Consider the following 24,512-nt stretch of genomic DNA (forward strand, 5'->3'; position numbering starts at 1 on the left):
CATAATTTCATTGATAAGTATTTTCCATATATAAAAAACCAAATTGCAATAATTATAAGCAGACTCCTAAAAAATCAAATAAAAATGAAAAATGATTGCGCGGTATAATCTCCGCACAACCATTTTTTCTTTAATCTTATAAGAGAATCTCTATCTCTTAGTTTACAAAAGTGCTAGCAGAGAAACCATTTGCAGACGTTGCTGTCAATTCAAAGCTTGTTACATCAGCATCTACAGTTAAGTTACCATAACGGTCTACAACCACTTTACCGCCACTGCTCACAACGTTTGCTACACTGAATGTTGCTCCAAACAGGTAGTTGTATTTCATTGCATCAGTGTTCTCATATTTCACACCATAGTCATCTGTTACTTTTACATTCATCAATGTAAATGCATTGCTACCTAACGCTTTTGCATCAGCGATTGTCGCTGTAGTATTACCAACTTCTACTTTCGTGCTTTGTAGAAGATCACCTTTTACATTTACAGTTACTGTTTTCATCTCTTGTTTACCCTGGGAGGTTACATAAGCAACATTTAACGTAGCAGTTCCTACTTTGTTACCAATTACGTAGGCTTGACCACCACTTACTTCAACTTGTGCCACTGTAGGGTTAGAAGTTGTTATCGATTGAATAGTGCTTGGAAGTTCCACTACATTCCCAGCTGCATCTTTAGCTGTAAGTGTAACTTCACGTGCAAATTTACTTGTTAATGGGTTCTCTTGATCCGTATCTGCAAGTGTTAGGCCTGTATTGTACAAGGAAGAGATAACCGATGCGCTATCTTTTGCATTGAACAAATCAGCTACAGGAGCTACTGAGTAAGTTAGCTCAGTCGTGTTACTTACGGACTCAATTGTGCGTGTTACAGGTGCATTAACAGCATTCCAAACGGTTCCACCATCTACACTTTTCTCAATAACTGCTTTAATCGTTGCACTTGCACCAGCAGATGCTGTAGGAGCTACGAATTTATGCTCTTTATTGAAGACAGTTCCAATGTCGCTTCCTGTAATAGGTGTATTCCCTATAGCAAACGCACTGCCAGCTACATTATTGTAAGCAGTAATGCCTGTGCCAGTAGCTTCTGCTGTTACTTTTACACGATACTGAGTAATTCCTGCACTTGTTAGTGCCGTAACATTACCTGCAGCATCAATGTTTTTAGCCACTTTGTATTCTCTGCCATGTTGATCGTATACCACAAACTTAAATGCACTTTCTGCATTTGTCCCAGCGACGATCTTCTTAGCTGGCTCAGTAGCAACGGTAATTCGCTCAGGAATCGGAGCAGCTGCAACTGTATATGTTTTGTTTGCTGTGCTTGTTGCATTCACTGAAGTAATAAACACATTCAGAGAAACAACAGATCTTGGCGTGTTTGGAATATTTGTGATTTGGATTTTACCTTTGTTTTCTCCAGCTGTTACTAGAACAGCATTACCTGCTCCTGTTGATGAGGAAATGTTGAGTCTAGCTACGTTTTGCGCATTAACCAAATCATCTACACTTAATTTGTTCCCATTAGCATCATAAGCAACTACAGGGATATAAGCATCTGTATCTCCTGCTGCAATAACAGAAGTTAACTCACCAAGTTCTACTTTCGTTGCCACTTTGCCAGATTGAACACTAACTTTCGATGTTGCTGTACCTGCTTGGTTATACACTGTAAAGGAGTAGTCTCCAGCTTTATCGACATTGTTTAGAAGTGATATTTTAACTTCAGTTACACCGTTATTATCAGAATCACCAACTGCAGATGTTAAGTTAGGCTCATAAGCATTGAACACTACACGTGTATTTGCGATGTCGCCCGTCGTAGGGTTTGCATCAAACGCAAGAACATTCCCATATTGATCGTAGTTTACTACTTCAAATGTAGCTGTCTCCCCTGTACCTGTAAGAGCTGTCTTGCCATCAGAGTATTTCACAGCGCCAAGTTCCATTTTAGAGATAAACGCAGCAGTACCTACTTTAAAGTTTTTGGATACTGTTACATGATTATCATTTTGGAAAATGTTAATTGGTAACACACTAATGTTGGATTGATATACATCGGTAGCCGGCGTTCCAGCTTGTACAGCTGTGTTTAACGTTAGAACCAGTTCACCGTTGTCGTTTTTCGACAATACAGGAGTTACGTCATTGTTATTACCAGCGTATACTGTGTAGCTTCCAGCTGAGAAAGAGGCATTTTCGCCATATTGGTTCGTTGCTTTCAGCTTAACTTTAGCTGCAGTACTTTTAGCGATCGTATCACCAGCATTCATGAACTCAATTTTGCTAACTGCTTCATCTTGAGCGGTAAATTCTGCAGAAGCTTTTTCAATTGTCGCGGCGTCTACACCAGCAAGAGTTGCTGTGTACGTACCTTCGGAAAGCTTCACACTTGTTAACGCCAATGTTGCTGTCTTTTTGTCATCCGACCATTTAACTGTTGTTGCTACATCAACCGTTCCTTTTTTCAAGGAAACTGTTGCCTTAGCTGTATCTACTGGCTTGTTAAAACTTACTGTTACTTGTTGAACGCCAGTTGCTTTCGCTTCTGTTACAGATACTTTACCAGCCGGTACGTATTGTTGTTTAGCTTCGTATGCGCCGCTCACTAGAAGATCGCGAGTTGCGTTAGTCATACCACCGAATTTACCGTCAGTGCCGTTAGAAAGAAGTTTAAGTTCAAGTGCCAAAGCTACATAACCTTGTGCCCAGCCTGAAACCGTTGTGTCAGTACCTGTTTTGCCTTTTGCTGCTGCGTCTTGACCAAGAACACGAACCAAGAAAGTAGCCAGTTGTTCTTTGGTTACTTTACCAGCCGGGTTGTACATGTTATCTGCATAACCGTCTGTTACACCAGCTGTTTTCAAAGCTTCGATGTAAGGAAGTGCATAACCATTTGCTGCATCGGTTACACTAACGTCAGTGAATGTCGATGTTTTCAAGTCTTTGTTTACTTCAAGACCCATGATCAATGCCGCTACTTTCGCGAATTGTGCACGGTTCATTTCGTCCTTAAGACCGAAAGTTGTGTCAGTCACGCCGTCAAAAATACCAGCAGTGATCATCGCATCAAATTTCACTTTTGTTGCTGCATCCAGGTCTTTCAAGTCTGTAAAGTCAGCAGATGTTTTACCAAATGCGACGGACGAGAACATGGAAAGAGCCATAGCGGATGTAAGAACTACGGATAGTGTTTTCTTCATAAAGGTTTGTTTCCTCCTAATATTATGAAAGTTTTTTTGTTATAAAAACTTATAACCAACGGGGCGACTAATGAATCATGACATGACTCTATGTAGCTTCGCGTCTATCACCTTGGCTACATAAATTAGTATACGTGACTGTATGCATAATTTCATTGATAAGTATTTTCCAATTAGATGACCCCTACGGAAGTAAAAAGACTGCATCCAAAATTGGATGCAGCCTCTGAGTAATTTATATTTATTATTTAGGAAGTTTCTTTTGTTGCTTCATAACACGGATGGCTATTACTGCAGCTTCAGCACGAGTTAGGTTTTCAGTAGGGTCAAATCGTAAAGTTGTTTTCTTTTGCCCTTGAATCAGCACGTTTTCTTTACCTTCTATTAGATTAGCCTTGCTTACTGCCTCTATTGAAGTTCTTGCATAGAAGTCAATATTACCTGCATCAGTAAAAAGTTTCTGTAGTACGCTTAAAGATTTTGCTTCGTCAATCGTTAGTTTTAGCTCAGCCGCTCTAGCAATCATGACAGCAGCATCTTGTCTAGTTATCGCAGTATTAGGAAGGAATGTTCCATTCGCATTCCCACGAACAATGCCAGCCCTAGCTGCAGCTTGGATCGTTAGGTAATTAAACAATGTCCCATTAACACTGCCTGGCAGGATGAAACCTTTTTGAACATCGAAGAAAGTTGGCTGTGAATTAGTCACGGACTGTGATGTATCGTCATTTGTCAACGGAACATCAAAGATCTTAACTAGCATACTAACAAACTCACCCCGGGTGATCGCATCGTTGGGAAAGAATTGAGCTACCGTTTTGGGTGCCATTATTCCTTTGGTGTATAAGGTGTCTAGATCATTTCTTGCCCATGGATGGTTGGTTACATCAACAAAGCTATCATCCATATACATGACTTGAAAGTATCCAAATGAGTCTACTGGAACCGTAATTGTATTATTACTTGTGTTTACTACACCACCAAGATTCTTCCAACCTGGAATGGATGGTCCTTGACCAGATGGATTATCAAAATAGCCATACTGATTAATAGTCAGATACTTAGCGGAATCATCTCTAATATTTTTATCATATTTCAGAGTAAGTGTTCCCGGTTTAGTCGGCACAACTAAATCTGTAAATGTCCGCGTATAGAAAGGCAATTGACTAGGATCAGTTGAGTTTGGCAGGATTCCACTACCAAGGTAAGCATCTTGCAAACCAGGAACTGTAGAATTTGCGTTTGCTGAAACAACTCCTGCGTCAATCCAAAAACGTTTGCTGGCAGGTAAAAAATGACCTGTAGGTTCTGTTAAAATATTAAGTCCTGCCATTGACTCATTTATTTTATCTATTCGTCCATCATCATTATTTGCAATTCCGAATAGAATTTTGCGATCCGTTGTAATAATCTGTGTCGCTGTTGTCCTATCATTACGCATCAGCTTAGTATCTTTCGGGAAAATCATTTGAATATCTCCGTCAAATACTTTCATGTTTGATGATAACGGCGTTTTAAATTGGGCCCCTTCGATTCCGGTATTCGTATTAAATAGTACAATGCTACCATTTGTTTTGGCAGCCCCTCGATTTACTGTAAATTTGATTTCGTTTGCTCCGACTTTCAGTTCCTTAGCTTCGTAAACGAAAACATTATTAACCTTGTCGTAAATCGCTTGATCTTTACCGAATTGAACGGAATCGGCTTTATCAGCAAATAGCTTGAGCAAGTAATAATTCTGATTAATATTTACTTGAGATAAGTTTTTGCTATTGATAATAATTTGATTTGGCTTTGGACTAACGAATTGATAGGGAACAGGTTCACGTGTAATAGTTACGAGCTTAGTAGCAGTAGAACCAGATGAATTATTTGTAGAAACTAATTCAAAAACATAGTCCCCGTACTCAGGCATTGCGAATGCCGTTGGCATGCTAAAATTTTGAGAACCAGCAGGATCTGTTCCTAATGAAGGTGTAGTACCCAAAGGCACTGTAATTGTCCCCACAACAGGTGTAGCAGCCGATTTACGTACGTAAAGAATTGTTGGTGGTGTTGGTGGCGTTCCAACAGGTGTAACAACTGAATTAACAATTTGGCCTTGCAATTGAACGGAAGCTGACCTAGTTACATAAGTGTCTGGTAAAGATCCAGGAATGAATTGCGGACTTAATGGATCTATTTCCATTGGCTTCATAGAATTAATAAGAGGAACATTATCCGTTAACACGAAAATATCCGTCACTAAAGTCGTTATAAGCTGTCCACCAACTTTAAGGCCTATTTTTAACGTGTATTTACCGTCTTTATTCATTAATGGCGTAAGAATAGCTGGCGTAATTGTGAAGACTCCTGTTGTTGCATCTGCCGCTGGAACTGTTAAATCAGTTCCATTCAAATTGTATACAACATTAGGGTATTCTGAAGATGGCAGATTAATGATTCTACCTGTAACACATGGTCCTGGGACACCAGCTGTGCATGTAATCTTGGTAGCTGCATTGACAACCATTCCGGTATATATGTTATTAACAATAACGTATGGAGCTCCAGAAATGACAAGATTGTAGCTTTTAATGCCTGCCTGGTTCTTAACGCCCCCTACATACGGAATAACCTGCATGATCGTAGAACCGTCTTTAATCCCTTGAAGATTAAAATTAGCAGTTTTATAAGCTCCGCTTGTAGTGGTTGCAAATTTACCACCTGATGAACCTGTTGTATAAGGAACGTTATTAAGAAGGATTTCTACTTCATCTGCCTTGTCTGTGTAAACCTTAAGAGCTGCAGGAAACTCTGTTATTTGCGTTGTTCCAGTTTGAGAAAGTGTAGATGCTGTAGTAGAAGCGCCTGATGCACGAACTAAATCAACATGATCTATGTATGGGTTGTTGGAATTGACATACGAAAACGTATATTTAGATGTTGTCGATTGGAAGTTTAGATCTGTAAATGTAATAGTAATTTCTTGCAAGGCTGTTTGTGTGTTAACTGGTAATTGACCTGTAAAACTGTAAATATTCGCATCATTTGTTGATAAGGATAAATCTCTAGAAATTGAAGTTGTCGGAACTGCTCCGCCATTCAAAGTGCCATAAACATTAGTTGTTACAGCGCCAGCAGCAAAATCAAAATGCAATTTGGTAGCGTTCATTCCGGACATAGACACATCTGCACTTACATATTTATCAGCGCCACCAGCTGCAAGTGGATTTTTGAAATTGGCACTGATGGCAATATTACTTATCGAATTTGTACTTAAGTTAGGGCTTGTCACTAATTTTTGAGAAGGTGTGGTTCCCAACAAATCAACTAAAGCATTATATGCAAATGCTTTGCCATTGTCGTAGACAAAAGAACGAGTTGCTGTATATAAATTCGTAAGATTTTTGGAGGCGAAAGTAACGATATTATCCCCTGGATTAAAGGTAAGATCTGTCGTTCTTCCTGTATTGGTAACGAACGTGAAATCTCCATTTGTAAAGGCCGTTGGCTGAAAGGAGTTGGCTTGATAAAGTGCTTCCAGTTCTGTTGCATTGGCCGATCTTCCTGTGATGGAAGCCCCCGTATAAGGCCCTTGCTTTGGATACATGCCGCCGTCAACGAAATCAACACCATTAAACTGCAAATTAGAAATATTGGATACTGGCGTGTAATAAGCATAGGCGGGTGATGAAGCAATTCCCCCATTTGTCCCGTATTTGACAATAATTTTATTTAGTCCTGGTGAAAGTTGTACATTTTGAAAAGAAGCCTCGTTGCTGCTTGTCGCGCTCTTAATTGGCTTGTTAGTTGTATTAGAAACACTTTGACCTGTTGTTTGATTCAAAATTTCATAATACATACTAGATACCTGGTCATCAGGGATGCCATTAATAAGTACATTAATTGAGATTGGATTAATCGTAAATTTATCCACACTTGAATCTGCAAAGGTGTCGGTCGGCCCCGGGGAATACAAATTCGTTACCGTGATAGTACCAGCTGCAAAAGCAGTGAGTGGAGATATAAGGCTAATTAACATGGCAAGAACTAACGTAAGACTAGTCCACTTATTCTGTAAAAGTTTCAAAAGAATTTCCTCCTTATATAAATAAATACTTGCTTTTAATTACATTTACATTCTAATGACTAGATTTCGACAATCCCTCCCATATTCTTCTATTATTCCACATGATTAGACGCGGCAAATAGCCAAAAGTTCTTGTACTCTACTTATCGGTCGAAACAAAGGAAATGTTTAGAGGAAGAAAAAAAATCATAAAATGCAAAAAAAATCCAACCCGAAGGTTGGATTCTAATTTTATCTCTTATTTGCCTATACGGTCGCTCTGAACTTGCTTACCTACAAGCCTTTGCAGAAAGTTCAGCACCGGTTTACGGCTCTTACTGATGATACCAATAGCTTCAGCTCCAACTAGCATAACTAGGAAGAGAGCCACGATGATCATGATAAGACCCCAAGTGGAATCTTGGGAGATAAAGACTGAGCAAATCACCGCGCTGCCACTGAAGATGGAGGCAATTCCGTAGATGATCAGTACGCTTGTACGATGACTGAATCCGAGCTGCAGCAAACAGTGGTGCAGGTGGCTTTTATCCGGTGCAGAGATCGGCAATTTATTGACGTAGCGACGCATGATCGCAAAGAAGGTATCGGATAAGGGCACGCCTAGAATCATAATAGGAATTAGAAGTGAAACAACGGCCGCTTGCTTAAAGCCGAGAATGGATAGCGTTGCTAGGGCAAAGCCTAGGAACAAGGCGCCGGAGTCGCCCATGAAGATTTTGGCTGGATGGAAGTTATAGAACATGAAGCCTATGATACTACCTAGTAAAATGACGCAAAGTAAGATAACGGTAACATTGCCCATCATCAGAGCAAGAACTAGAATCGTAGTGGTAGCAATACCCGATACGCCTGCTGACAAGCCATCAAGACCGTCAATCAAGTTAATGGCATTCGATACGCCGACAATCCATAATATTGTAATCGGAATACTTAACCAGCCAATGGGCAGGTTGGTCGTTCCGAAAGGAATGTTAACAAGTTCGATTTTAAGACCAAAGGAGACAACGATGCAAGCGGCAATAAGTTGCCCGAGCAGCTTCCATTTGGGAGATAGTTGAAAACGATCATCCAAGGCACCCGTGACGACAATCACAAAGCCTCCGATTAGCAACCCAAATGCGGCATTTGAGTTAACGGCATCAAGTGCTGGAGAGACAACAAAATAAGCTCCGACGAATGCAAGGAATATCGCTAATCCTCCGAGACGCGGCATTATTCGGGTATGTACCTTACGATGGTTAGGGGCATCAACGGCTCCAACCCAGAAGGCAAATTTTTTGACTAGGGGTGTCAGCAGCAGCGCCATTAAGCACGCAGCGATAAACCCAATCGCATATAATCCATACATGTCTTCTTCACAGCTCCTCTTATCTTGGGTGGCAGGTAATCCGCCGAAATGAATTATACTCCCATTTGCCCACAAATACCACTGCTAAATTCATCAGAAATGACCGTTTTCAGCCAGTTTTCGTAAATATTCTCATGGTTTGGTGACTTTTTCTTTGTCACGCATCACTTTCAATGCGAATTTCGGGAGTAGAAGCATTCGTTTGTAACGCCAAGGCTCCTGCATCAGGCGGTAAAACCACTCAAGACGTAGTTTTTGAAATAAAATGGGTGCTCGTTTTAGCTTGCCCGAAAGAACATCAAAACTTCCCCCAACACCCATCATAACGGGGACACCGATTTGTTGTTTGTATTTCCCAATCCAAGGCTCTTGATTAGCAGCAGATCTTCCTACGAAAAGAAGGTCCGGAGCCGCATCCACGATATCTTGAATTACTTCAGCATCCTGCTCGTCTTTAAAATACCCATCACGTACGCCAACCAGCTTGATCCCCGGATAGGCAGTACGAAGCTTCTCAGCTGCAGCTTGGATAACCTCATTGGAAGCTCCAAGTAAGTATACTTTCCAGCCTTTCGATTCTCCGACTTTCATCAGTTCATGAATCAAATCATAGCCGGGAACCCGTTCTACAACCGGCTCGCCTACATATTTAGCTGCCCAGACGACACCCGTTCCATCAGGAACGATGAGTTCAGCGCGCTGCATCATGTTCAGATAAGCAGGATCATCTTGCGCGGCCATGACCATAATGGGATTGGCGGTAATGACTTGATGGGGTTGTCTTTGTTCAATAGCGTTCGTAAGGTAAGCTACGGTTTGGTCCATACTCATTTTGGATATGGGCACTCCGTAGATGCGAACTTTTGGTATAGCATTCGTAGATGCGACTTTAGATTGGGTCGTTGTTGATGTTGAACTCATAGATATCTCTTCCTTTAAATGACGTTGGAAATCGGATTTTGGTTGCCTTTTCTCATTATTTCCTATTTATTATTTCTTTGTTTATAAAAAGAAATGATGCGCTGCGCAGGAAGCTGAGCCTGCGCTTTGAGCTCCTCGATGGCGGCGCGGCTGGACGCCGCCCAAGCCTCTCGGCCGCCGAGCAGGCGCTGCGCCTCGGCCGCGAAGGCATCCGCATCGAAGCGAGCTGTCGATGCGGCGGCTTTCATGCCAAGCCTATGGAGGAACTGGTCGATCTTCGGATCGTACGAGATGCCTACCATAGGCACGAACTGCGAGGCTGCATAAATCAAAGAATGCAGCCTCATCCCGATCAGCAGGTCGCATTCCGCGACCTGCGCGAGCATATCCTGCGGATGGGTGATGCCTCGCACCATCTCCACCCGGGACCCGTGATCGCCGAGGCGGTCGATCACGAACTGCGACGCCACCTCGTCCGAGGGGAGGTGGAAGGGCAAGAACCGCAGCCGGGCGTTCGCATCGGCTGCGAGCAGTACTTGCAGGGACCGCGAGAGAGCTTCCAGCTCCGAGCGGTCCTCATTCCAGAAGCGGACGGACACGCCTACCGTCCGCACTAAACCATCCGGCGCGATGTCCGACGCGCCGCCACCAGAACCGGTCCCGCGCAGCGGCAAGCCCATGACCGGGTCAGGCACTACCGTAATGCGTTCCCGAGGGAGCCGCATCTTCCCTAGCAACTCCGCGGATTCCGTATCGCGGACAGACACATACGCGCAGCGCTGGAACACGCTGCGGATCCAGCCATAAAACATAGGGCGGCTAACCGGCCCAATGCCTTGCGAGTAAATAAACGTAGGCTTGCCCAGCCAATGCGCAATTTTCAAGACAGCCAAATAATACGGGATCGTCTTCGAGCTTGTAGCATCCTGCAATAAACTGCCGCCGCCGCTAATCAAACCATCGGCTTCACGCAATGCTCGAAACAGCGAACCAGGCTTCATTCGATGATAGGCTTTCACCCCGTACATCGCTGACGTTTTCTCGGGATTAGCAGAAAGGACAATAGGCTCTATCTGTACGCCTTGCTCTCGACCTTGCTCCTGTAAAGCAAACAAAATCGACTGCAGAACAGCTTCATCTCCGCTATTATCGAAGCCATAGTAGCCCGATAACGCTATTTTGACAACAGAGGCACCCATCGTTTCCAACTCCTAGTGATTATTTCCCAAGCTGCAATCAGAACGAGGCCAATTAAAGCGCCAAACACAAGGCCGTAGGTAATACGGATCAGGGATATATGAAGCGGCGTATGCAAATGAGCAAATGTATCTACAATTGAAAGCTGCCCAATTACACCGATGAAGATCAAATAGACAGCATGTCTATAACGCATTGACAGATATGCGCCCAGCAGGAACAAAGGATGTGCGAACAAAAATTCTTTGGTACGAGGACGCACGCCCAACGTATTTTCCAAGAAGGAACGGAATAATTTCTCCAAGGTAGAAGCCTGTCCTTCATTTCCAGTACGTGACAAGTAATAATAAACGGCGGCTAGAGCTACGCCAGCGACTACAATCCATAGCACACTAATAAAGGAAGAAAGGATACTGCGAATATTCGCAATCTTATCTCTGTACGTGTTATTTTCGCTAAAGAATAGTAAATACACACCTGCGATCACAATAGGAAGCAAATGCAGTACGCCAACACCGCGGAACTGCTGCAGCACGAGTAAATACGTAACGTGATTGAGAAGCGCCACTTCGTAAACGACACCAATCAGCGAAATCGCAGATGTTTTGATTAGTGTCCATAAGGCGTAAGCAAGACCTGACTTCCATTTCGCTGCGGCTCCTGAACGAACGGAACGAATGGCTAACATGATCGCAATACTCGGTGCACTAATGGCTGTACTTAAGGCAAGACCTTGCGCGTATAGATTAGCCGAAAGCGTATGTAAAGCAACAAGACCAAGCATGCCTAAGACGAAGAGGAGCAGCACGGCTTCCGGTATGAAGAAGGACACCATCAGCACGATTAGACTAACACCGCCAAGCAGCATGAAGATGCGGGCGATTTTCTGCCATCCGGTCGTTTGTACCTCGAATGATTGGGCTTGCCCAAACGTAAACCCGACTTCTTGGATGCGAGGAATCGCGCCGTCTTTTCCTTGCAAACTTTCATAGTAAGCTGCTAACGGATCGACTAATTTTCCTTTATCCAAGCTTTTCACTGGCCTTGCATTCAAGAAAACCATGCGGATATTGCGGTCTTTCACTGCAAGGACTAAACGATCCGCAACGCCTTGAATACGATCCTGCAGTTCCGATTTTTTGAGCGGCTCTGTCAACTTTTCTCCGTCTTTCTCTGTGAACGAATGCAGTCGAACGACGTTATAATTGGTTTGCTTTGCTAACGTACTGAACCCTTTTTGCGGCTCTTTTAATAACTCAATAGCTGCTAGGCCAATACCGTTCTTATTAAGGAGATCCGCCATTTTATTCAGGTTAATTTCCGTATTTTCTTCCGTGTAACCCGGAACTTCATTGCCATCGACAATGATGTGCTTCACGCCGATATCATGGAGCTGTTTCAGCAAGCGATCCATTTCATTGGTTACAAAAGGTCTGCGATTCGATAGACGAACCACGATTTGGAACCCTTGATCTTTCAGCATTTGTAATGTCATCGGGTCTGGGTCCATACCCTTGATCGATGCATCGTCCATGCTCATTTGGATCATAAGTCCGTTTCTATTTTTGAAACTCCACGGCTTCGTGACAATCTTCAGATCCGCAAATGTTTTCTGAATCAACGGCTCCAGCTTCTGCTGTGTGGCACTGTCTGCGAATAACACGTAGGTAAAATTTTCGTTTGGATCACCCAAGGTCTGGGTCAGTGCGGCAGCGTCTCGAGAGTTATATATCTCGATGCGTCGGCTCTCTTTAAGCTCCGCTAGTGTACTCTCATACACGGCCATTGAGCTAATGCCCGCTGCTTTCATATTCTTCAGCTGCTCAGCTACAAAAGTCTGCGGATTCGTCTGAATATCCGAAATATCCAGCAAATCACGATAATCGAAAACAAACTCGACTTGATTGGCCGAAGTTTCCGTTTGGTGACGCGTGTAGGCTAACGGCAGGGAGACTACCATTCCAATTATGACGAGCCACCATAGGATATTCTTGAGAGGTTTATTCCATGTTTGATACCATTGTGCCAAGTTGTCCACTCCTTAGAGCTTTCCGATAGAAAGCTTTCTTCGTAAAGCATGCACTTACATTGGAAAACCCCTTCAGGTCGTCCTACCTCGGGTAATAGGCCAAATGAATGCGGATTTAATTTCCATCTATTCATTAGACGACCTATCCCTGACTTAGGTTCTGAAGAGGTTCAGTTTTCCTATTTCATTATCCGTCTACACGGTTAAGCACATATTGAATGATGCTATCCAGCTGCTGTGCAGCTGCTGGACCTGTTGATCCTTGTACCGCAAAATAAAACTTAATTTTCGGTTCCGTTCCAGAAGGACGCAAGCAGAACCATGAACCATCATCCAGCTTAAATTTCAGCACATTTTCACGAGGAAGGCCATCTATGCCCTCTGCGTAATCTTCCACTTGGCTTACACGAGTGCCACTGATCTCCGTTGGCGGATTCGTTCTCCAAGCTTCCATGATGCGCCCGATTTGTTCCACGCCGTCTTTCCCTTTCAGCGTCCTTGATTCAAGCTTTTCCAAAAAGTAGCCAAAGGATTCGTATAGTTCTTGAAGGACTTCATATAAAGTCTTGCCTTGCTTCTTATAATAAGCTGCAGCTTCAGCAATCAGCATCGCTGCGATAACTGCATCCTTATCTCGGGCATAGTCCCCGGCCAAGTAGCCATAGCTTTCTTCATATCCGAATAAGAACGTATACTCACCATTTTGTTCGAACTGGGACATTTTCTCCCCGATATATTTAAAGCCGGTTAACGTATTTAATGTAGGAATCCCATAATGATTCGCGATGACTGCGCCCATTTCACTTGTGACGATCGTTTTGACGACAACGCCGTTCGCAGGCAGTGTTCCGCGCTCTTTCAAGCTTGATAATAAATAATTTACAATGATGGCACCAGACTGATTACCTGACAATACGACATACTCGCCGTTCGGATCCTTTACAACGGCACCCATGCGATCGGCATCAGGATCGGTTCCGATGATGATATCGGCATTCCAATCTTTCGCTTGTGCAATTGCGAGTGTAAAGGCTTCCCGCTCCTCCGGATTCGGAGACTTAACGGTCGAGAACTGTGCATCCGGCAGCTCTTGCTCGGCCACAACACGTACTTGTCCGAAGCCAACTGCTTTCAACACTTCGCGTACCGGCACATTACCCGCTCCATGTAAAGGAGTGAAGATGATGCGGAAATCGCCTTCGATCTGCTTAATCACATCCGGATTCTGGCTAATTGCAGTTACTGCCTGGATGTACGCTTGATCGACTTCTTCACCTAACCAAGAAAGCAGCCCTTGCGCTTCCGCTTCTTGCTGGGTTATTTTCTTGACCTTGTCGAAGGAATCGATGCTCTGTACTTGTGCAATGACTTGCTCCGCAAACTCAGGAACGAGCTGTCCCCCGTCTGCTCCATATACTTTATACCCATTATATTCAGGTGGGTTGTGACTAGCTGTAACGACAACCCCTGCGGACGCACCTAAGTATCTCACAGCAAAGGATAGCTGTGGAGTCGCGTGCAGCGTTTTAAAGAGATAAGCCTTAATTCCATTCCCTGCGAACACGAGAGCAGATTCTAAAGCGAACTCGGGCGACATATGACGTGAATCATAAGCCAGAACAATGGAAGGACTTGTAGCGCCTGTCCCATTCACATATTGTGCCAAGCCTTGGCTTGCGCGTCCAACGGTATACACGTTGATTCGATTCGTTCCAGCGCCAATCACGCCGCGAAGTCCTCCTGTGCCAAATTCAAGATCTTTATAAAAGCGATCCTCAATTTCTCTCTCATCTTCCCGAATAGCACGCAGTTTCTTTCTTCGTTTCGGCATCCACTGCTGGATCCTCTAACCATAATTGATACTCTGTTTGTACACGCGTCATAGTAGTCAGGTTCATCTCCTTTTTATCTATGGGTTATTTATTAGCAAGGGCGAACATAAGCTCGCCTTCGACTACCACTTTGTCGCCTACCTTAGCCACAGCTTGGCCTTTGACAATAGTTCCTTTTACACGTGTAATCGTCATTTCTAAAGTTAGTGTATCGCCAGGCACTACTTGTTGGCGCCAACGAATGCCGTCTGCACCAGCAAATAAACCAATTTTACCTTTGTATTCAGGCATCGACAGAACAGCCACAGCACCTACTTGTGCCAAAGCTTCCACAATCAGCACACCCGGCATAACCGGATAGCCAGGAAAGTGTCCTGCGAAGAACGGTTCATTGATCGTAACATTCTTTATACCTACAGCTCTAACACCTTCTTCGACCTCCAAAATACGGTCAACAAGCAGGAAGGGAGGGCGATGAGGAATGATCTCTTGAATCTGGTTAATATCTAGCATAGCGGTTTAAAAACTCCTTTCAAAATACTTGTATAAAATACAAGGTAATCACTTACAATAGGGATGTCCCTTCATTAACTGCAGAAGTGAAGGTTCATATAGGGGAGCTTATGTACAGGGCTGTGTTACAGACTTATACATAGGCTCTTTTTACGTAGTATACATTATTTCAATTTGGCTCCTCGATTTAATACAAGGAACTGAATAATATAAATGAAGGAAGTTAAGAATGAGACCCCGATTACAAACCATAAATAGGTCATGGCAAAGGTTAAATGAAAAACGATGAAGAGGATAGCAAAATAGTACAGAACCGTCGTTAACTTTCCCATCACATTGGCGGGAACCGTTAATTTGCCCCTGAAGTGAAAGAAAGCAGAGCCCATAATCATACCTAAATCACGAATGAACATCGCAGCAGCTGCCTGCCAAGGAATCAATTCCGAGATGAGCAGAGATAGGATCACCGCAATCATCATGCTCTTATCAGCAAGTGGGTCCAGCATGACACCGACGGGTGTGATAAGCCCGCGAGTTCTTGCGATATAGCCATCTAGGATATCCGTAAGTCCGGCTGCCAGTAAAATAAAAAAGGCAACTTGGATATGGCCATTAAAAAAAATCACGAGGTACACAGGGATTAGAACAAACCTGCTGATGGTGAGCATGTTCGGTATATTCAAAGTACCCCTCCTGCGCGTTAGTATCCGATAACTGGTACATTTAACCTTCATTCATTATACCGCTGCTTACACAAAAATAAAACTCCCATGCGGGAGTTAGAGTTAATTCGCAAATACCAGATCGTATAAATGCCGCCAAGTACTCATATGAAAGATTTCCCCCGCTGGCTGATGACCAAGCTTGGTGTAACCTACCCATAGGCCGATAAAAACAGCCAGCACGCATAGCACAGGAATACGAATGATTTTGAAAATAAGCCATATAATATTCAGCCATTTCGGCCTTGGTTTCTTCTTTGGTGGAGCAGGCTTGTCTGACATCGAGCCCTATCCCTCCCTTTCTAAGATCAGGCGCGCAAATTATTAGCGATATTCATCATCTGATCCGAAGATGTAATTGCTCGGGAATTGAGTTGAAGCGCTCTTTGCACGATAACCAGATCTGTCATTTCATCCGAAAGCGTTACGTTAGATTGCTCCAGAAAACCCTGCATAAGGCTAACACGGTTAGCCGGGTTATCAACTAATGAGTTCACATCTTGTAAGATATTCGCCTTCTCAGCAGCCGTTATGCCATTAGGAATAGCATAAAGGTTATCTCCAACGTCTTGGAGCAACTGTGGACGTACAACGCGAACTAGCTTGATCTGTCCCAAATTAAGGGGTGCTGCACTTGGATCCTGCTCATTGTATCCTTTGATCGTACCGTTCGGTTCAACGACAGGTCGAAAACCAGTCGGCACACGAATCGGGTTGCCATCAACACCAGTGACGAAGTGGCCTTCTTTGGTTGTTAGCACGGTGCCGCCAGTCGCATCGGGACTTAAACTGAAAGCACCATTACGGGTCCAAGCAGGCTGGAACACGGGGTTGCCGTTCTCATCTGCCTTACTCACAGATACTTCAAACAATCCGTCACCTTGAATGGCAAAGTCCGTCACTTCCCCCGTGGACTGAATAGGTCCTTGGGATAAATTTGTTTGGATTTGCACCAGCTTCGAGCCCCATCCTTGGTTAAAACCAAGGGGTGAAAACCGGCCTTGCTGACGGAATCCTTCTGGCTGCGATTTGACGTTAGTCAGAACGTCCTCGAAGGAGGCTTCCTTCTTCTTGAAACCATTCGTATTCACATTCGCGATATTATTGGAGAGAATATCCAGCTTTTGCTGTAAGCTATGCATGGATACCGATGAGTTAATCATGGAATTGTTCATGGTCCTGCCCCTTCGCAAGCTAAATTAGACGCGCCCAACTTCATTCGCGGCTTTTTCCATACTTTTATCATAAGATTGGATGACTTTTTGGTTTGCTTCATACGCGCGAAGCGCTGACATCATATCGACCATCGATTGCGCAGAATCCACATTAGAGCGTTCTATGAAGCCTTGACGAACCTCTACTTGGTCACCTGCAGCAACCTGCGTTACAGTCGCTTCATCGCCTGGATTAATGCGCAGCAGCCCGTTACCTTCACGCAGCAACAGATTCGGATCCTCCGCACGCGAGAGCATCAGTCCTACAGGTTGTCCTGCCGGATCTAGAAGCGGAAGACCGTTGCCATCAAGGAACTCACCCTTGTCAGTAACCTTGAAGGAGTGAATCGGCTGGCCTGCTCCATCAACAAGCACCAGGGGTTGTCCATCTCGACCTAGTACACGGTTGCCATTCGCGTTAACTAGCTGGCCTGCTGTATCGACCGTGAACTTTCCGTTCAACGAATACCTTTGTTCACCATCAGCGTTCAACACCGTAAACAGTGCCTGCGGCTGAAACGTGCGTTCTCCGTCCGCATTCACGAACTTACCTGAAGTATCAAAGTTGATACCCGGCACTTGAATGTTCGAGACAAGAGCAAAATCGAAGGGATTCTGCGTTTCCTGCAAATCACCCTGCGCATGAATGGAGATGTTCTCTTCCGAGAACACGCCCAAACTCATCTTCCCAAGAGGTGCTGTCGAAGCACCTTGTCCACCGCGAATCGTCGATATAAGCATCTCCGGGAACGATCGAGACAAAGCATTGCCTTGTTTAAATCCTGGGGAATTAATGTTGGCAATATTATTCGTAATGGTGTCGTGTCTGCGCTGTTCGGAGATCATGCCTGCCGCCGCGGTATACAATCCTCTTAACATCTCTTCACCTCTTGGGTAGTATGTCTAATTAAAATTTACGTTTGGTAACCTTATCCAAGTTATCTAGCATAATGCCTGTTCCTTTAACAACACAGGACATCGGATCTTCCGCAATTATTACAGGCACTTTCAGTTCGTCCGCCAGCAGTTGATCGAGCCCATGCAGCAAAGCTCCGCCACCTGTCAAAATAACACCACGGTCAATAATGTCTGCCGATAGCTCTGGAGGTGTTCGCTCCAATACACTCTTCGCCGCAGTCACGATGGAGGAAACTGGATCCCACAGCGCTTCCTGAACTTCACTGGAGTGAATCGTGATCGTAAGTGGTAAACCGGATACCATATCTCTACCGCGAATATCCATCTCTTGATCTCTACCGTGTGGATATACCGTTCCGATTTTCAGCTTAATATCTTCGCTCGTCCGTTCACCAATCAGCAGCTTGTACTTATTTTTGATATATTTCGTGATCGCGATATCGAACTTGTCGCCTGCAATCTTAATGGAGGAGGAGGTGACGATGTCGCCCATGGATAACACGGCCACATCTGTCGTCCCTCCGCCGATATCTACAACCATATTGCCGCTAGGCTGGAAGATGTCCATGCCGGCACCAATTGCTGCTGCCTTCGGTTCTTCTTCCATGAATACCTCTCGGGCACCGCTGCGCTCAGCCGCTTCGCGGATCGCCTTCTGCTCAACCGAGGTGATGTTGGTAGGGGCGCAGATCAGTATTCTCGGATGAGAATACCAATTCTTGCCCCCTACTTTTGCGATGAAATGCTTCAACATCATTTCCGTAATATCAAAGTCCGCAATAACGCCATCTTTCAATGGACGAATCGCAATAATGTTGCCTGGAGTTCTACCCACCATGCGGAAAGCTTCTTCTCCTACAGCCAGTACGCGTTTCGTATCGCTTTCAATCGCAACTACGGAAGGCTCATCGAGCACGACACCGCGTCCTTTTACATGAATAAGCACATTCGCCGTGCCGAGATCTATTCCAATATCCTTGCTTAACATTTCTAGTTAATCCTCCCTAAACCTACCGTCCATCCCGTGAAGAATCGGCGCTCTTGTATATAGTTCTAATTATAAGCTAAATTCGCTGTAAATGCATTAATTCCTCTTTTTGTGTGAAATTTCGACAAGGGAAGTATAAAGGAAACCTATCGGGATGAAGGGTACTTTTAGGACTTGACCGTGACCAGGTTTTCGGAAAGCTTCGGATTTCGGGTTTTTCGATACTTAATTTTCGTCGCTTCTCCTCCTCTTAGGTGCCTGATTGACTTGTGATACTCCAAAATGTGCTTCACCTGATTGGCCAGGTCCGGGTTGATTTCCGGTAGTCTTTCCGTCAAATCCTTGTGCACCGTGCTTTTGGAAACGCCGAATTCCTTAGCAATGGTGCGAACCGTATTCTTGGTCTCGACGATACAGGTACCAATCTTAATGGTTCGCTCTTTGATGTAATCGTGCACTCCCCTCGCCTCCCTACTCGAGATAGTTTGGTAAAGTATATGAGGGGCATGACTAGATATTCTACGTAGCCAAGCCTGACAAGCCCATTTCCCATATTTATTTTCAAAATAATCAAGGATAATCGATTCTGCCGTCCTTCGGACAAGCATTTTTGGTAAAAGTGATGCAAAGCAAAGTAAACCTAATCCTTATATCCATGCAAAAAAGCAGCAGGATGTACCCGCTGCCTTTATTTTATGTAGGCTGGTCGCCTATAGGTCGAAACTGATTACTGCTTAGCGTTTAAAAGCGTTTCTGGATTAACCGCTGCATTATCACTAACTTGGCGGACTTCAAAGTGCAGATGCACGCCGTCCTCTTTCTCGAACTCGTTGCGTCCTGCTTTCGCGATGATGTCGCCTTTTTTCACTTCAGCGCCTTTGGCTACTTTCACCTCGGACAAGCTTTGGTAAACACTGATCAAGCCGTTGCTGTGTGTAATTTCAACGAGATTACCAACAACCGGATTCTGCTCAACCGCAGTCACCTTGCCACTCAGAGCAGCTAATACTTCAAATGCTGCGCCATCTTTGGCTTTCAAGTCAATAGCAGTATGCGGCGTCAATTGATCGTTATATTGAATCATTGCCGTCTGCTTCACTTCATTCGTTGCATTCGTGTCATAGAAAGGGATGGAGACTTCGACCAGTGTTCTGTCTTTAACAGGCCACTGTATCGTTTCGGTTTGTGCGTTGACCGCAACCGCCCCGTCCGGTGCTTTGGTAGTGTCTGTCGCTTTGTCGCTGCTGCTAACCTTAATGCCCAGATCTGCTTCGCTGACTGTCTTCTTCCCGGCGTCCTGGTACACCCACATTAAGGTTAAGATAATTGCTGCTGCTGCCATATACGTTGCTGGGAATACCCACTTCTTAGCAAGCAACCTCTTCCATGTGGATGTCGTACTTTGTGCTCCTTGTGCAGTTTTAGGAGCTTCTTCTTTTTGAAAACCTTTGTTTTGATCATTCATGGTTATCACCTCATCAACCATTCTTGACACATTTAAAGGTTTTATACTTGAAGAAAGATATTTTTATAGAAACGTTAAAGGATTACGATTTTCGGATAAAAGGGGTCGCTTTTTCGATAGAGATGCCTGTGTAATAGTAGGTTACGATTTGCTCCGCGGTTTTGCCTTCCTTCGCCATACCATTGGCGCCCCATTGACTTAGGCCAACACCATGGCCATATCCGTAGGTGGTAAACGTGATTTTGGAGCCTGACCATGTCCACGTAAATTGAGAGGATGCTAGTCCTAGCTTCTCTCTTACTTCACGTCCTGAAAATATTTTACCGCCAATGGTTATGGTTTTAATCCGGTGGCCGGTCGACCACGCTAATACTTTCATATTTTTGGCGCTTGTACCTGTTGTTGCTATACTCGTAACGCCTAGCTTCTGAAGCATACTCTTGTAACTGAGATCAACGGTTTCTTGATAGCGAGAAGATAGCTTTATATCCCAGGGGCTTGGCACACTTCGCAGGTAGGGACTCTTGAACGGCCAATAATCTTCCGAGTTTTCGGTGTATCCATTACTTGTCGAGAAAAAGGTGGCGTTGATAGGTTTATGCTCATAAGTGAGGATTAGATCTTTGGTTTCATTCACGGCTCTATCGATTTTGGCCATATTCGTCTCGTAACGCTTGTCCCATCTGTCTCTAAGCTCTTGTTCCGTGATATAAGCTTGATGTGCAGTTGTGTCTGTCACAAGCGCATCGCTAACCGGCATATTGCTGTAGTCCTTCTCTAGCACTCTACGCACAACATAAGTCCTAGCCGCCATAGCCTGCGCTTTGAGCGCCTCCAGCTCGAATTCGATCGGCATTTCGGCGGCGAGCACACCTTTCACATACTGTTCCAGCGGTACCGTCTCAATCGTCGCTTTCTTGGTCAGATACACGGGAATCATTAGGCCTTGTTCGGTGATTGTTTCCTGGAGAAGTCCGTCTTTCGCAATTTGGATGGGAGATTGCGCGCCGCCATCCGGAATCTTCTTAACTAGCAATCCTGGAACGATAATAGTCACACATAGCATGGAAGATAAGCAAACAGCCATCCAAAGGATGACCCCTTTGCCCAGCACGCGTTTCTTCTTGAATATCATCTAAGCAGCCTCCATAAGCGCGTTTACTAGCATGTAATTGATATGACTTAGCTTATGATAGGGGTTGCTAGAATAGAACAATGGACTATCTTGTAAAATGCGTGAGATTGTGGATGCTAGAGCTTACGGCGTTCAGCAGCTTCGTAAGGTAGACGGGCTATAGTGGTTACCAATGTTGCAGTTTCTACAACAATTCACACGTCCAAAGGCTATTTTTCACGTTGAAGTTGCAGTTTGTACAACATCTCAAACCCATTTGTTGCGAAATGGCCCTGTAAAGGGCCAAATTGTTGTACATTAGAGTCAATTTCATAATAAAAGTCTAATTTTTCCACAAGGGATCAATTCGGGAGAAATGCAGTTGGATAAGAGCCTTTAGAGACTGCTATTTCTTCATTTCCAGCGTATTTTGTAAAAATAAGAGTCTCTAGAGACTCTTATCCGTCAAGTAAAGTGTGAATTCGGGAGAAAAGCAATCGGATAAGAGCCTTTAGAGACTGCTATTTCTTCATTTCCAGCGTATTTTGTAAAAATAAGAGTCCCTAGAGACTCTTAACGTTCAAGTGAAGTGTGGATTCGGTAGAAATATCGTCGGATAAGACCTTAAGGAGCTAATTTCACAATAAAAGACCGATTTTCCCATAAGGCGCCTTAAACATCGTACAACTATTGACGTTCAAACCAATTACAGAATTCAGAAAGGGATTTATCCACTTAAATGCCCTGATTTGTAGTACTTAAACGGAGAATAACATGATATCTTGGCACCCAATGGATAACTTGGGTAGGTGACTGTTTTTGAATGCGCTATAAGTCCCTTTGTAGCAAGGGTTTTGAATTATGAAATTGACTCCATTATGCAACATTGAAGGGAGAAAGGCGGGATCTGGGCAGCAATTGTTGCATAATGTACAACATCATTCAACTGAGAGTAAGGATTCATTCATCCGGTAACCTCAAGTGAGCACATGTGACGATGGATTCCCATTTAAGACTCATCCATGTAGAACAAGCTCAGGTCAAACGAATCAACGGTCCCCAAAATACAACAGCATTGCGTGTTGTTGGGCATCCACTAGATATGCAACAATCGCGCATACTCTCCACCTGCTCTAAAGCAAAAAGAACCATCGGAGCAACCCCCCCGATGGTTCTTCAAACACTATCCTAAGCAAGCGTCGGCTGGATGTTGAAAAAACCCAACTCCGCAGCTTCCTGCTCCACTTCTTGCGGCACCGATCTTTGAATATCCGCACCTAGCTCACGCAGTACGTCAGTAATATCAACATACCCGCGATCAATATGGTGAACGCCTGTAATCTCGGTTTCACCTTCTGCAGCTAGCGCCGCTAGAATAAGGGCGGCCCCTGCCCGCAGGTCTGTTGCGCATACCTTTGCACCCTGAAGCTTGGCATTGCCACTCACGATAGCTGTACGGCCATCGACCTTGATATGAGCGTTCATGTTCGAGAACTCCTCGACATGCATGAACCGATTCTCGAACACGGTCTCGGTCACGAGGCTCGTGCCGTCCGCCACCATCAGCAGCGCCATCATTTGCGACTGCATATCGGTTGGGAAGCCCGGATACGGCAGCGTCTTCACATCAACCGCGCGAAGCGGCCCTGAAGCGCAGACACGAATACCGTTCTCATCTTCTTCGATGATAACACCCATTTCTTGCATTTTAGAAATAACAGGTCGGAGATGGTCACCAATAGCACCCTCCATGTACAGTTCACTACCAGTAATAGCTGCGGCAATCATATATGTACCCGCTTCTACGCGATCCGGAATAACCGTATGTACAATCCCACGAAGTTTCTCTACGCCTTCTATGCGAATAACACCTGTTCCTGCCCCGCGAATTGTTGCGCCCATGGCATTCAAGTAATTCGCCAAATCGACAATTTCCGGCTCTTTAGCAGCATTCTCAATGGTGGTTGTGCCCTCAGCGAGCGTTGCAGCCATCATGATGTTCTCGGTTGCGCCTACACTGGCTACATCGAGATAAATTTTGGCACCCTTCAGGCGCCCTTTCACTTTGGCTTCGATATACCCTTGACCCAGTTCGATATCGGCACCCATCGCTTCAAAACCTTTGAGATGCTGATCAATTGGCCTTGTGCCAATCGCACAGCCGCCTGGGAGCGAAATTCTCGCTTGACCAAGCCTTGCTAACAAAGGACCCATCACGAGGAAAGAGGCTCTCATTTTACGGACTAGATCATAAGATGCTTCACATGTGTTAATGTTATGAGCACGAACACGAATAACCTGACGGTCATATTCCACTTCAATACCTAAGCTTTGCAATACTTTATTAATGACTAGTACATCGTCAAGGGGAGGCGCATCATGGATGACGCTTTCACCTTCCGAACCCAGAATGGAAGCTGCAATAATCGGTAGAACCGCATTCTTTGCTCCGTTGATTTTCACATTGCCAGCTAACTTTCGGCCACCGCGGACGATAATTTTGCTCATCATGGTCCCTCCGCGCACTTATTTTAAATTACAAGGTTTTGCACATTTCCTAAGTTTATCATTTCAACCCATACAGTTACAACTGTGTTCTTTTGGTATTCCAACTGACCTACATAGAGTTCGGAGAAGGTTTCATTTTTCGATCCGTTCTATTATCCATTGTTGACAACAAACTTGTTCATTATTCGAAAAATGTGATTAAAACATCTTACCGAAGCCCATGGAGAGCCCTAAATACTGGATAAAAAAACTCGCAACCAAGTGTCCGAGGGCAATAGAAAGCAAAATTTGCAGCATAATCGCTTGAGCCGCCTTAGGTCTTTTGAGCAGGACATCGAAGCGGAACGCTTGCAGCGCCCACCACGATAAGCCAATACACATGATGTAGACAGCAATATCCACCATATTCATCATCGAAGCATATTTCGCCGCTTCATTCCATTTGTCTGTATCTGCCATAAGT

General features: G+C 44.4%; 17 protein-coding genes and 1 pseudogene. All 18 read right to left on the reverse strand.

Going from position 1 to position 24,512, the window contains the following annotated elements:
- Positions 1–157: 157 nt before the first annotated feature.
- Positions 158–3,208: an S-layer homology domain-containing protein gene (locus QFZ77_RS04385; RefSeq protein ID WP_307436623.1), complete on the reverse strand. Its 3,051-nt coding sequence runs from the start codon at positions 3,206–3,208 to the stop codon at positions 158–160.
- A gap of 244 nt (positions 3,209–3,452) precedes the next feature.
- Entirely contained in the window at positions 3,453–7,280 is a 3,828-nt protein-coding gene (locus tag QFZ77_RS04390; RefSeq protein ID WP_307436626.1) for an S-layer homology domain-containing protein, read from the reverse strand.
- Between the two features lie 238 nt (positions 7,281–7,518).
- Complete coding sequence (locus tag QFZ77_RS04395) at positions 7,519–8,628, reverse strand: glycosyltransferase family 4 protein (RefSeq protein WP_307436629.1); 1,110 nt, start codon at positions 8,626–8,628, stop codon at positions 7,519–7,521.
- Positions 8,629–8,760: 132 nt separating this feature from the next.
- Positions 8,761–9,549 carry a WecB/TagA/CpsF family glycosyltransferase gene (locus QFZ77_RS04400; protein WP_307436632.1) on the reverse strand — a complete coding sequence of 263 codons (789 nt, stop codon included), beginning with the start codon at positions 9,547–9,549 and terminating at the stop codon, positions 8,761–8,763.
- Between the two features lie 62 nt (positions 9,550–9,611).
- Positions 9,612–10,748, reverse strand: coding sequence for a polysaccharide pyruvyl transferase CsaB (gene csaB, locus QFZ77_RS04405; protein WP_307436634.1), 1,137 nt, complete (start codon positions 10,746–10,748; stop codon positions 9,612–9,614).
- On the reverse strand, positions 10,724–12,775 hold the full coding sequence (locus QFZ77_RS04410) for a DUF5693 family protein (protein WP_307436638.1): 2,052 nt from the start codon (positions 12,773–12,775) through the stop codon (positions 10,724–10,726). The genes csaB and QFZ77_RS04410 overlap by 25 nt, the downstream gene beginning before the upstream one ends.
- Before the next feature lie 187 nt (positions 12,776–12,962).
- Positions 12,963–14,667: pseudogene (locus QFZ77_RS04415) on the reverse strand (phospho-sugar mutase).
- A 24-nt stretch (positions 14,668–14,691) separates the two neighbouring features.
- Complete coding sequence (fabZ, locus tag QFZ77_RS04420; RefSeq protein WP_029195635.1) at positions 14,692–15,120, reverse strand: 3-hydroxyacyl-ACP dehydratase FabZ; 429 nt, start codon at positions 15,118–15,120, stop codon at positions 14,692–14,694.
- Positions 15,121–15,284: 164 nt separating this feature from the next.
- Positions 15,285–15,803, reverse strand: a complete 519-nt coding sequence (locus QFZ77_RS04425) for a CDP-alcohol phosphatidyltransferase family protein (protein WP_307436647.1) — start codon at positions 15,801–15,803, stop codon at positions 15,285–15,287.
- Between the two features lie 102 nt (positions 15,804–15,905).
- Positions 15,906–16,124: a DNA-directed RNA polymerase subunit beta gene (locus tag QFZ77_RS04430; RefSeq protein WP_171693063.1), complete on the reverse strand. Its 219-nt coding sequence runs from the start codon at positions 16,122–16,124 to the stop codon at positions 15,906–15,908.
- 26 nt (positions 16,125–16,150) lie between these two features.
- Complete coding sequence (locus QFZ77_RS04435) at positions 16,151–17,017, reverse strand: flagellar hook-basal body protein (RefSeq protein WP_307436651.1); 867 nt, start codon at positions 17,015–17,017, stop codon at positions 16,151–16,153.
- A 24-nt stretch (positions 17,018–17,041) separates the two neighbouring features.
- Positions 17,042–17,935: a flagellar hook-basal body protein gene (locus QFZ77_RS04440; protein ID WP_307436654.1), complete on the reverse strand. Its 894-nt coding sequence runs from the start codon at positions 17,933–17,935 to the stop codon at positions 17,042–17,044.
- A 28-nt stretch (positions 17,936–17,963) separates the two neighbouring features.
- Positions 17,964–18,962 carry a rod shape-determining protein gene (mreB, locus tag QFZ77_RS04445; protein ID WP_307436658.1) on the reverse strand — a complete coding sequence of 333 codons (999 nt, stop codon included), beginning with the start codon at positions 18,960–18,962 and terminating at the stop codon, positions 17,964–17,966.
- A 167-nt stretch (positions 18,963–19,129) separates the two neighbouring features.
- Positions 19,130–19,420: a sporulation transcriptional regulator SpoIIID gene (spoIIID, locus tag QFZ77_RS04450; protein WP_047682268.1), complete on the reverse strand. Its 291-nt coding sequence runs from the start codon at positions 19,418–19,420 to the stop codon at positions 19,130–19,132.
- Between the two features lie 269 nt (positions 19,421–19,689).
- On the reverse strand, positions 19,690–20,427 hold the full coding sequence (locus QFZ77_RS04455; protein ID WP_307436663.1) for a M23 family metallopeptidase: 738 nt from the start codon (positions 20,425–20,427) through the stop codon (positions 19,690–19,692).
- Positions 20,428–20,509: 82 nt separating this feature from the next.
- The gene (gene spoIID / locus QFZ77_RS04460; protein ID WP_307436666.1) at positions 20,510–21,562 is read right to left on the reverse strand and encodes a stage II sporulation protein D; all 1,053 of its coding nucleotides are present in this window, start codon (positions 21,560–21,562) and stop codon (positions 20,510–20,512) included.
- Between the two features lie 1,167 nt (positions 21,563–22,729).
- A complete protein-coding gene (murA, locus tag QFZ77_RS04465; RefSeq protein ID WP_307449245.1) occupies positions 22,730–24,049 on the reverse strand; it encodes a UDP-N-acetylglucosamine 1-carboxyvinyltransferase in 1,320 nt (439 codons plus the stop codon).
- Positions 24,050–24,247: 198 nt separating this feature from the next.
- On the reverse strand, positions 24,248–24,508 hold the full coding sequence (locus QFZ77_RS04470) for a DUF1146 family protein (RefSeq protein ID WP_246321231.1): 261 nt from the start codon (positions 24,506–24,508) through the stop codon (positions 24,248–24,250).
- Positions 24,509–24,512: the final 4 nt, after the last annotated feature.

Source organism: Paenibacillus sp. V4I3 (genome assembly GCF_030817215.1).
GTDB lineage: Bacteria > Bacillota > Bacilli > Paenibacillales > NBRC-103111 > Paenibacillus_E.

What these genes read in the sequence shown, in the direction of transcription:
- QFZ77_RS04385 (WP_307436623.1), bottom strand. Translation starts at nt 3,208, where the DNA reads ATGAAGAAAACACTATCCGTAGTTCTTACATCCGCTATGGCTCTTTCC.
- QFZ77_RS04395 (WP_307436629.1), bottom strand. Translation starts at nt 8,628, where the DNA reads ATGTATGGATTATATGCGATTGGGTTTATCGCTGCGTGCTTAATGGCG.
- QFZ77_RS04400 (WP_307436632.1), bottom strand. Translation starts at nt 9,549, where the DNA reads ATGAGTTCAACATCAACAACGACCCAATCTAAAGTCGCATCTACGAAT.
- csaB (WP_307436634.1), bottom strand. Translation starts at nt 10,748, where the DNA reads ATGGGTGCCTCTGTTGTCAAAATAGCGTTATCGGGCTACTATGGCTTC.
- fabZ (WP_029195635.1), bottom strand. Translation starts at nt 15,120, where the DNA reads ATGCTAGATATTAACCAGATTCAAGAGATCATTCCTCATCGCCCTCCC.
- QFZ77_RS04430 (WP_171693063.1), bottom strand. Translation starts at nt 16,124, where the DNA reads ATGTCAGACAAGCCTGCTCCACCAAAGAAGAAACCAAGGCCGAAATGG.
- QFZ77_RS04435 (WP_307436651.1), bottom strand. Translation starts at nt 17,017, where the DNA reads ATGAACAATTCCATGATTAACTCATCGGTATCCATGCATAGCTTACAG.
- QFZ77_RS04440 (WP_307436654.1), bottom strand. Translation starts at nt 17,935, where the DNA reads ATGTTAAGAGGATTGTATACCGCGGCGGCAGGCATGATCTCCGAACAG.
- mreB (WP_307436658.1), bottom strand. Translation starts at nt 18,962, where the DNA reads ATGTTAAGCAAGGATATTGGAATAGATCTCGGCACGGCGAATGTGCTT.
- QFZ77_RS04455 (WP_307436663.1), bottom strand. Translation starts at nt 20,427, where the DNA reads ATGAATGATCAAAACAAAGGTTTTCAAAAAGAAGAAGCTCCTAAAACT.
- spoIID (WP_307436666.1), bottom strand. Translation starts at nt 21,562, where the DNA reads ATGATATTCAAGAAGAAACGCGTGCTGGGCAAAGGGGTCATCCTTTGG.
- murA (WP_307449245.1), bottom strand. Translation starts at nt 24,049, where the DNA reads ATGAGCAAAATTATCGTCCGCGGTGGCCGAAAGTTAGCTGGCAATGTG.
- QFZ77_RS04470 (WP_246321231.1), bottom strand. Translation starts at nt 24,508, where the DNA reads ATGGCAGATACAGACAAATGGAATGAAGCGGCGAAATATGCTTCGATG.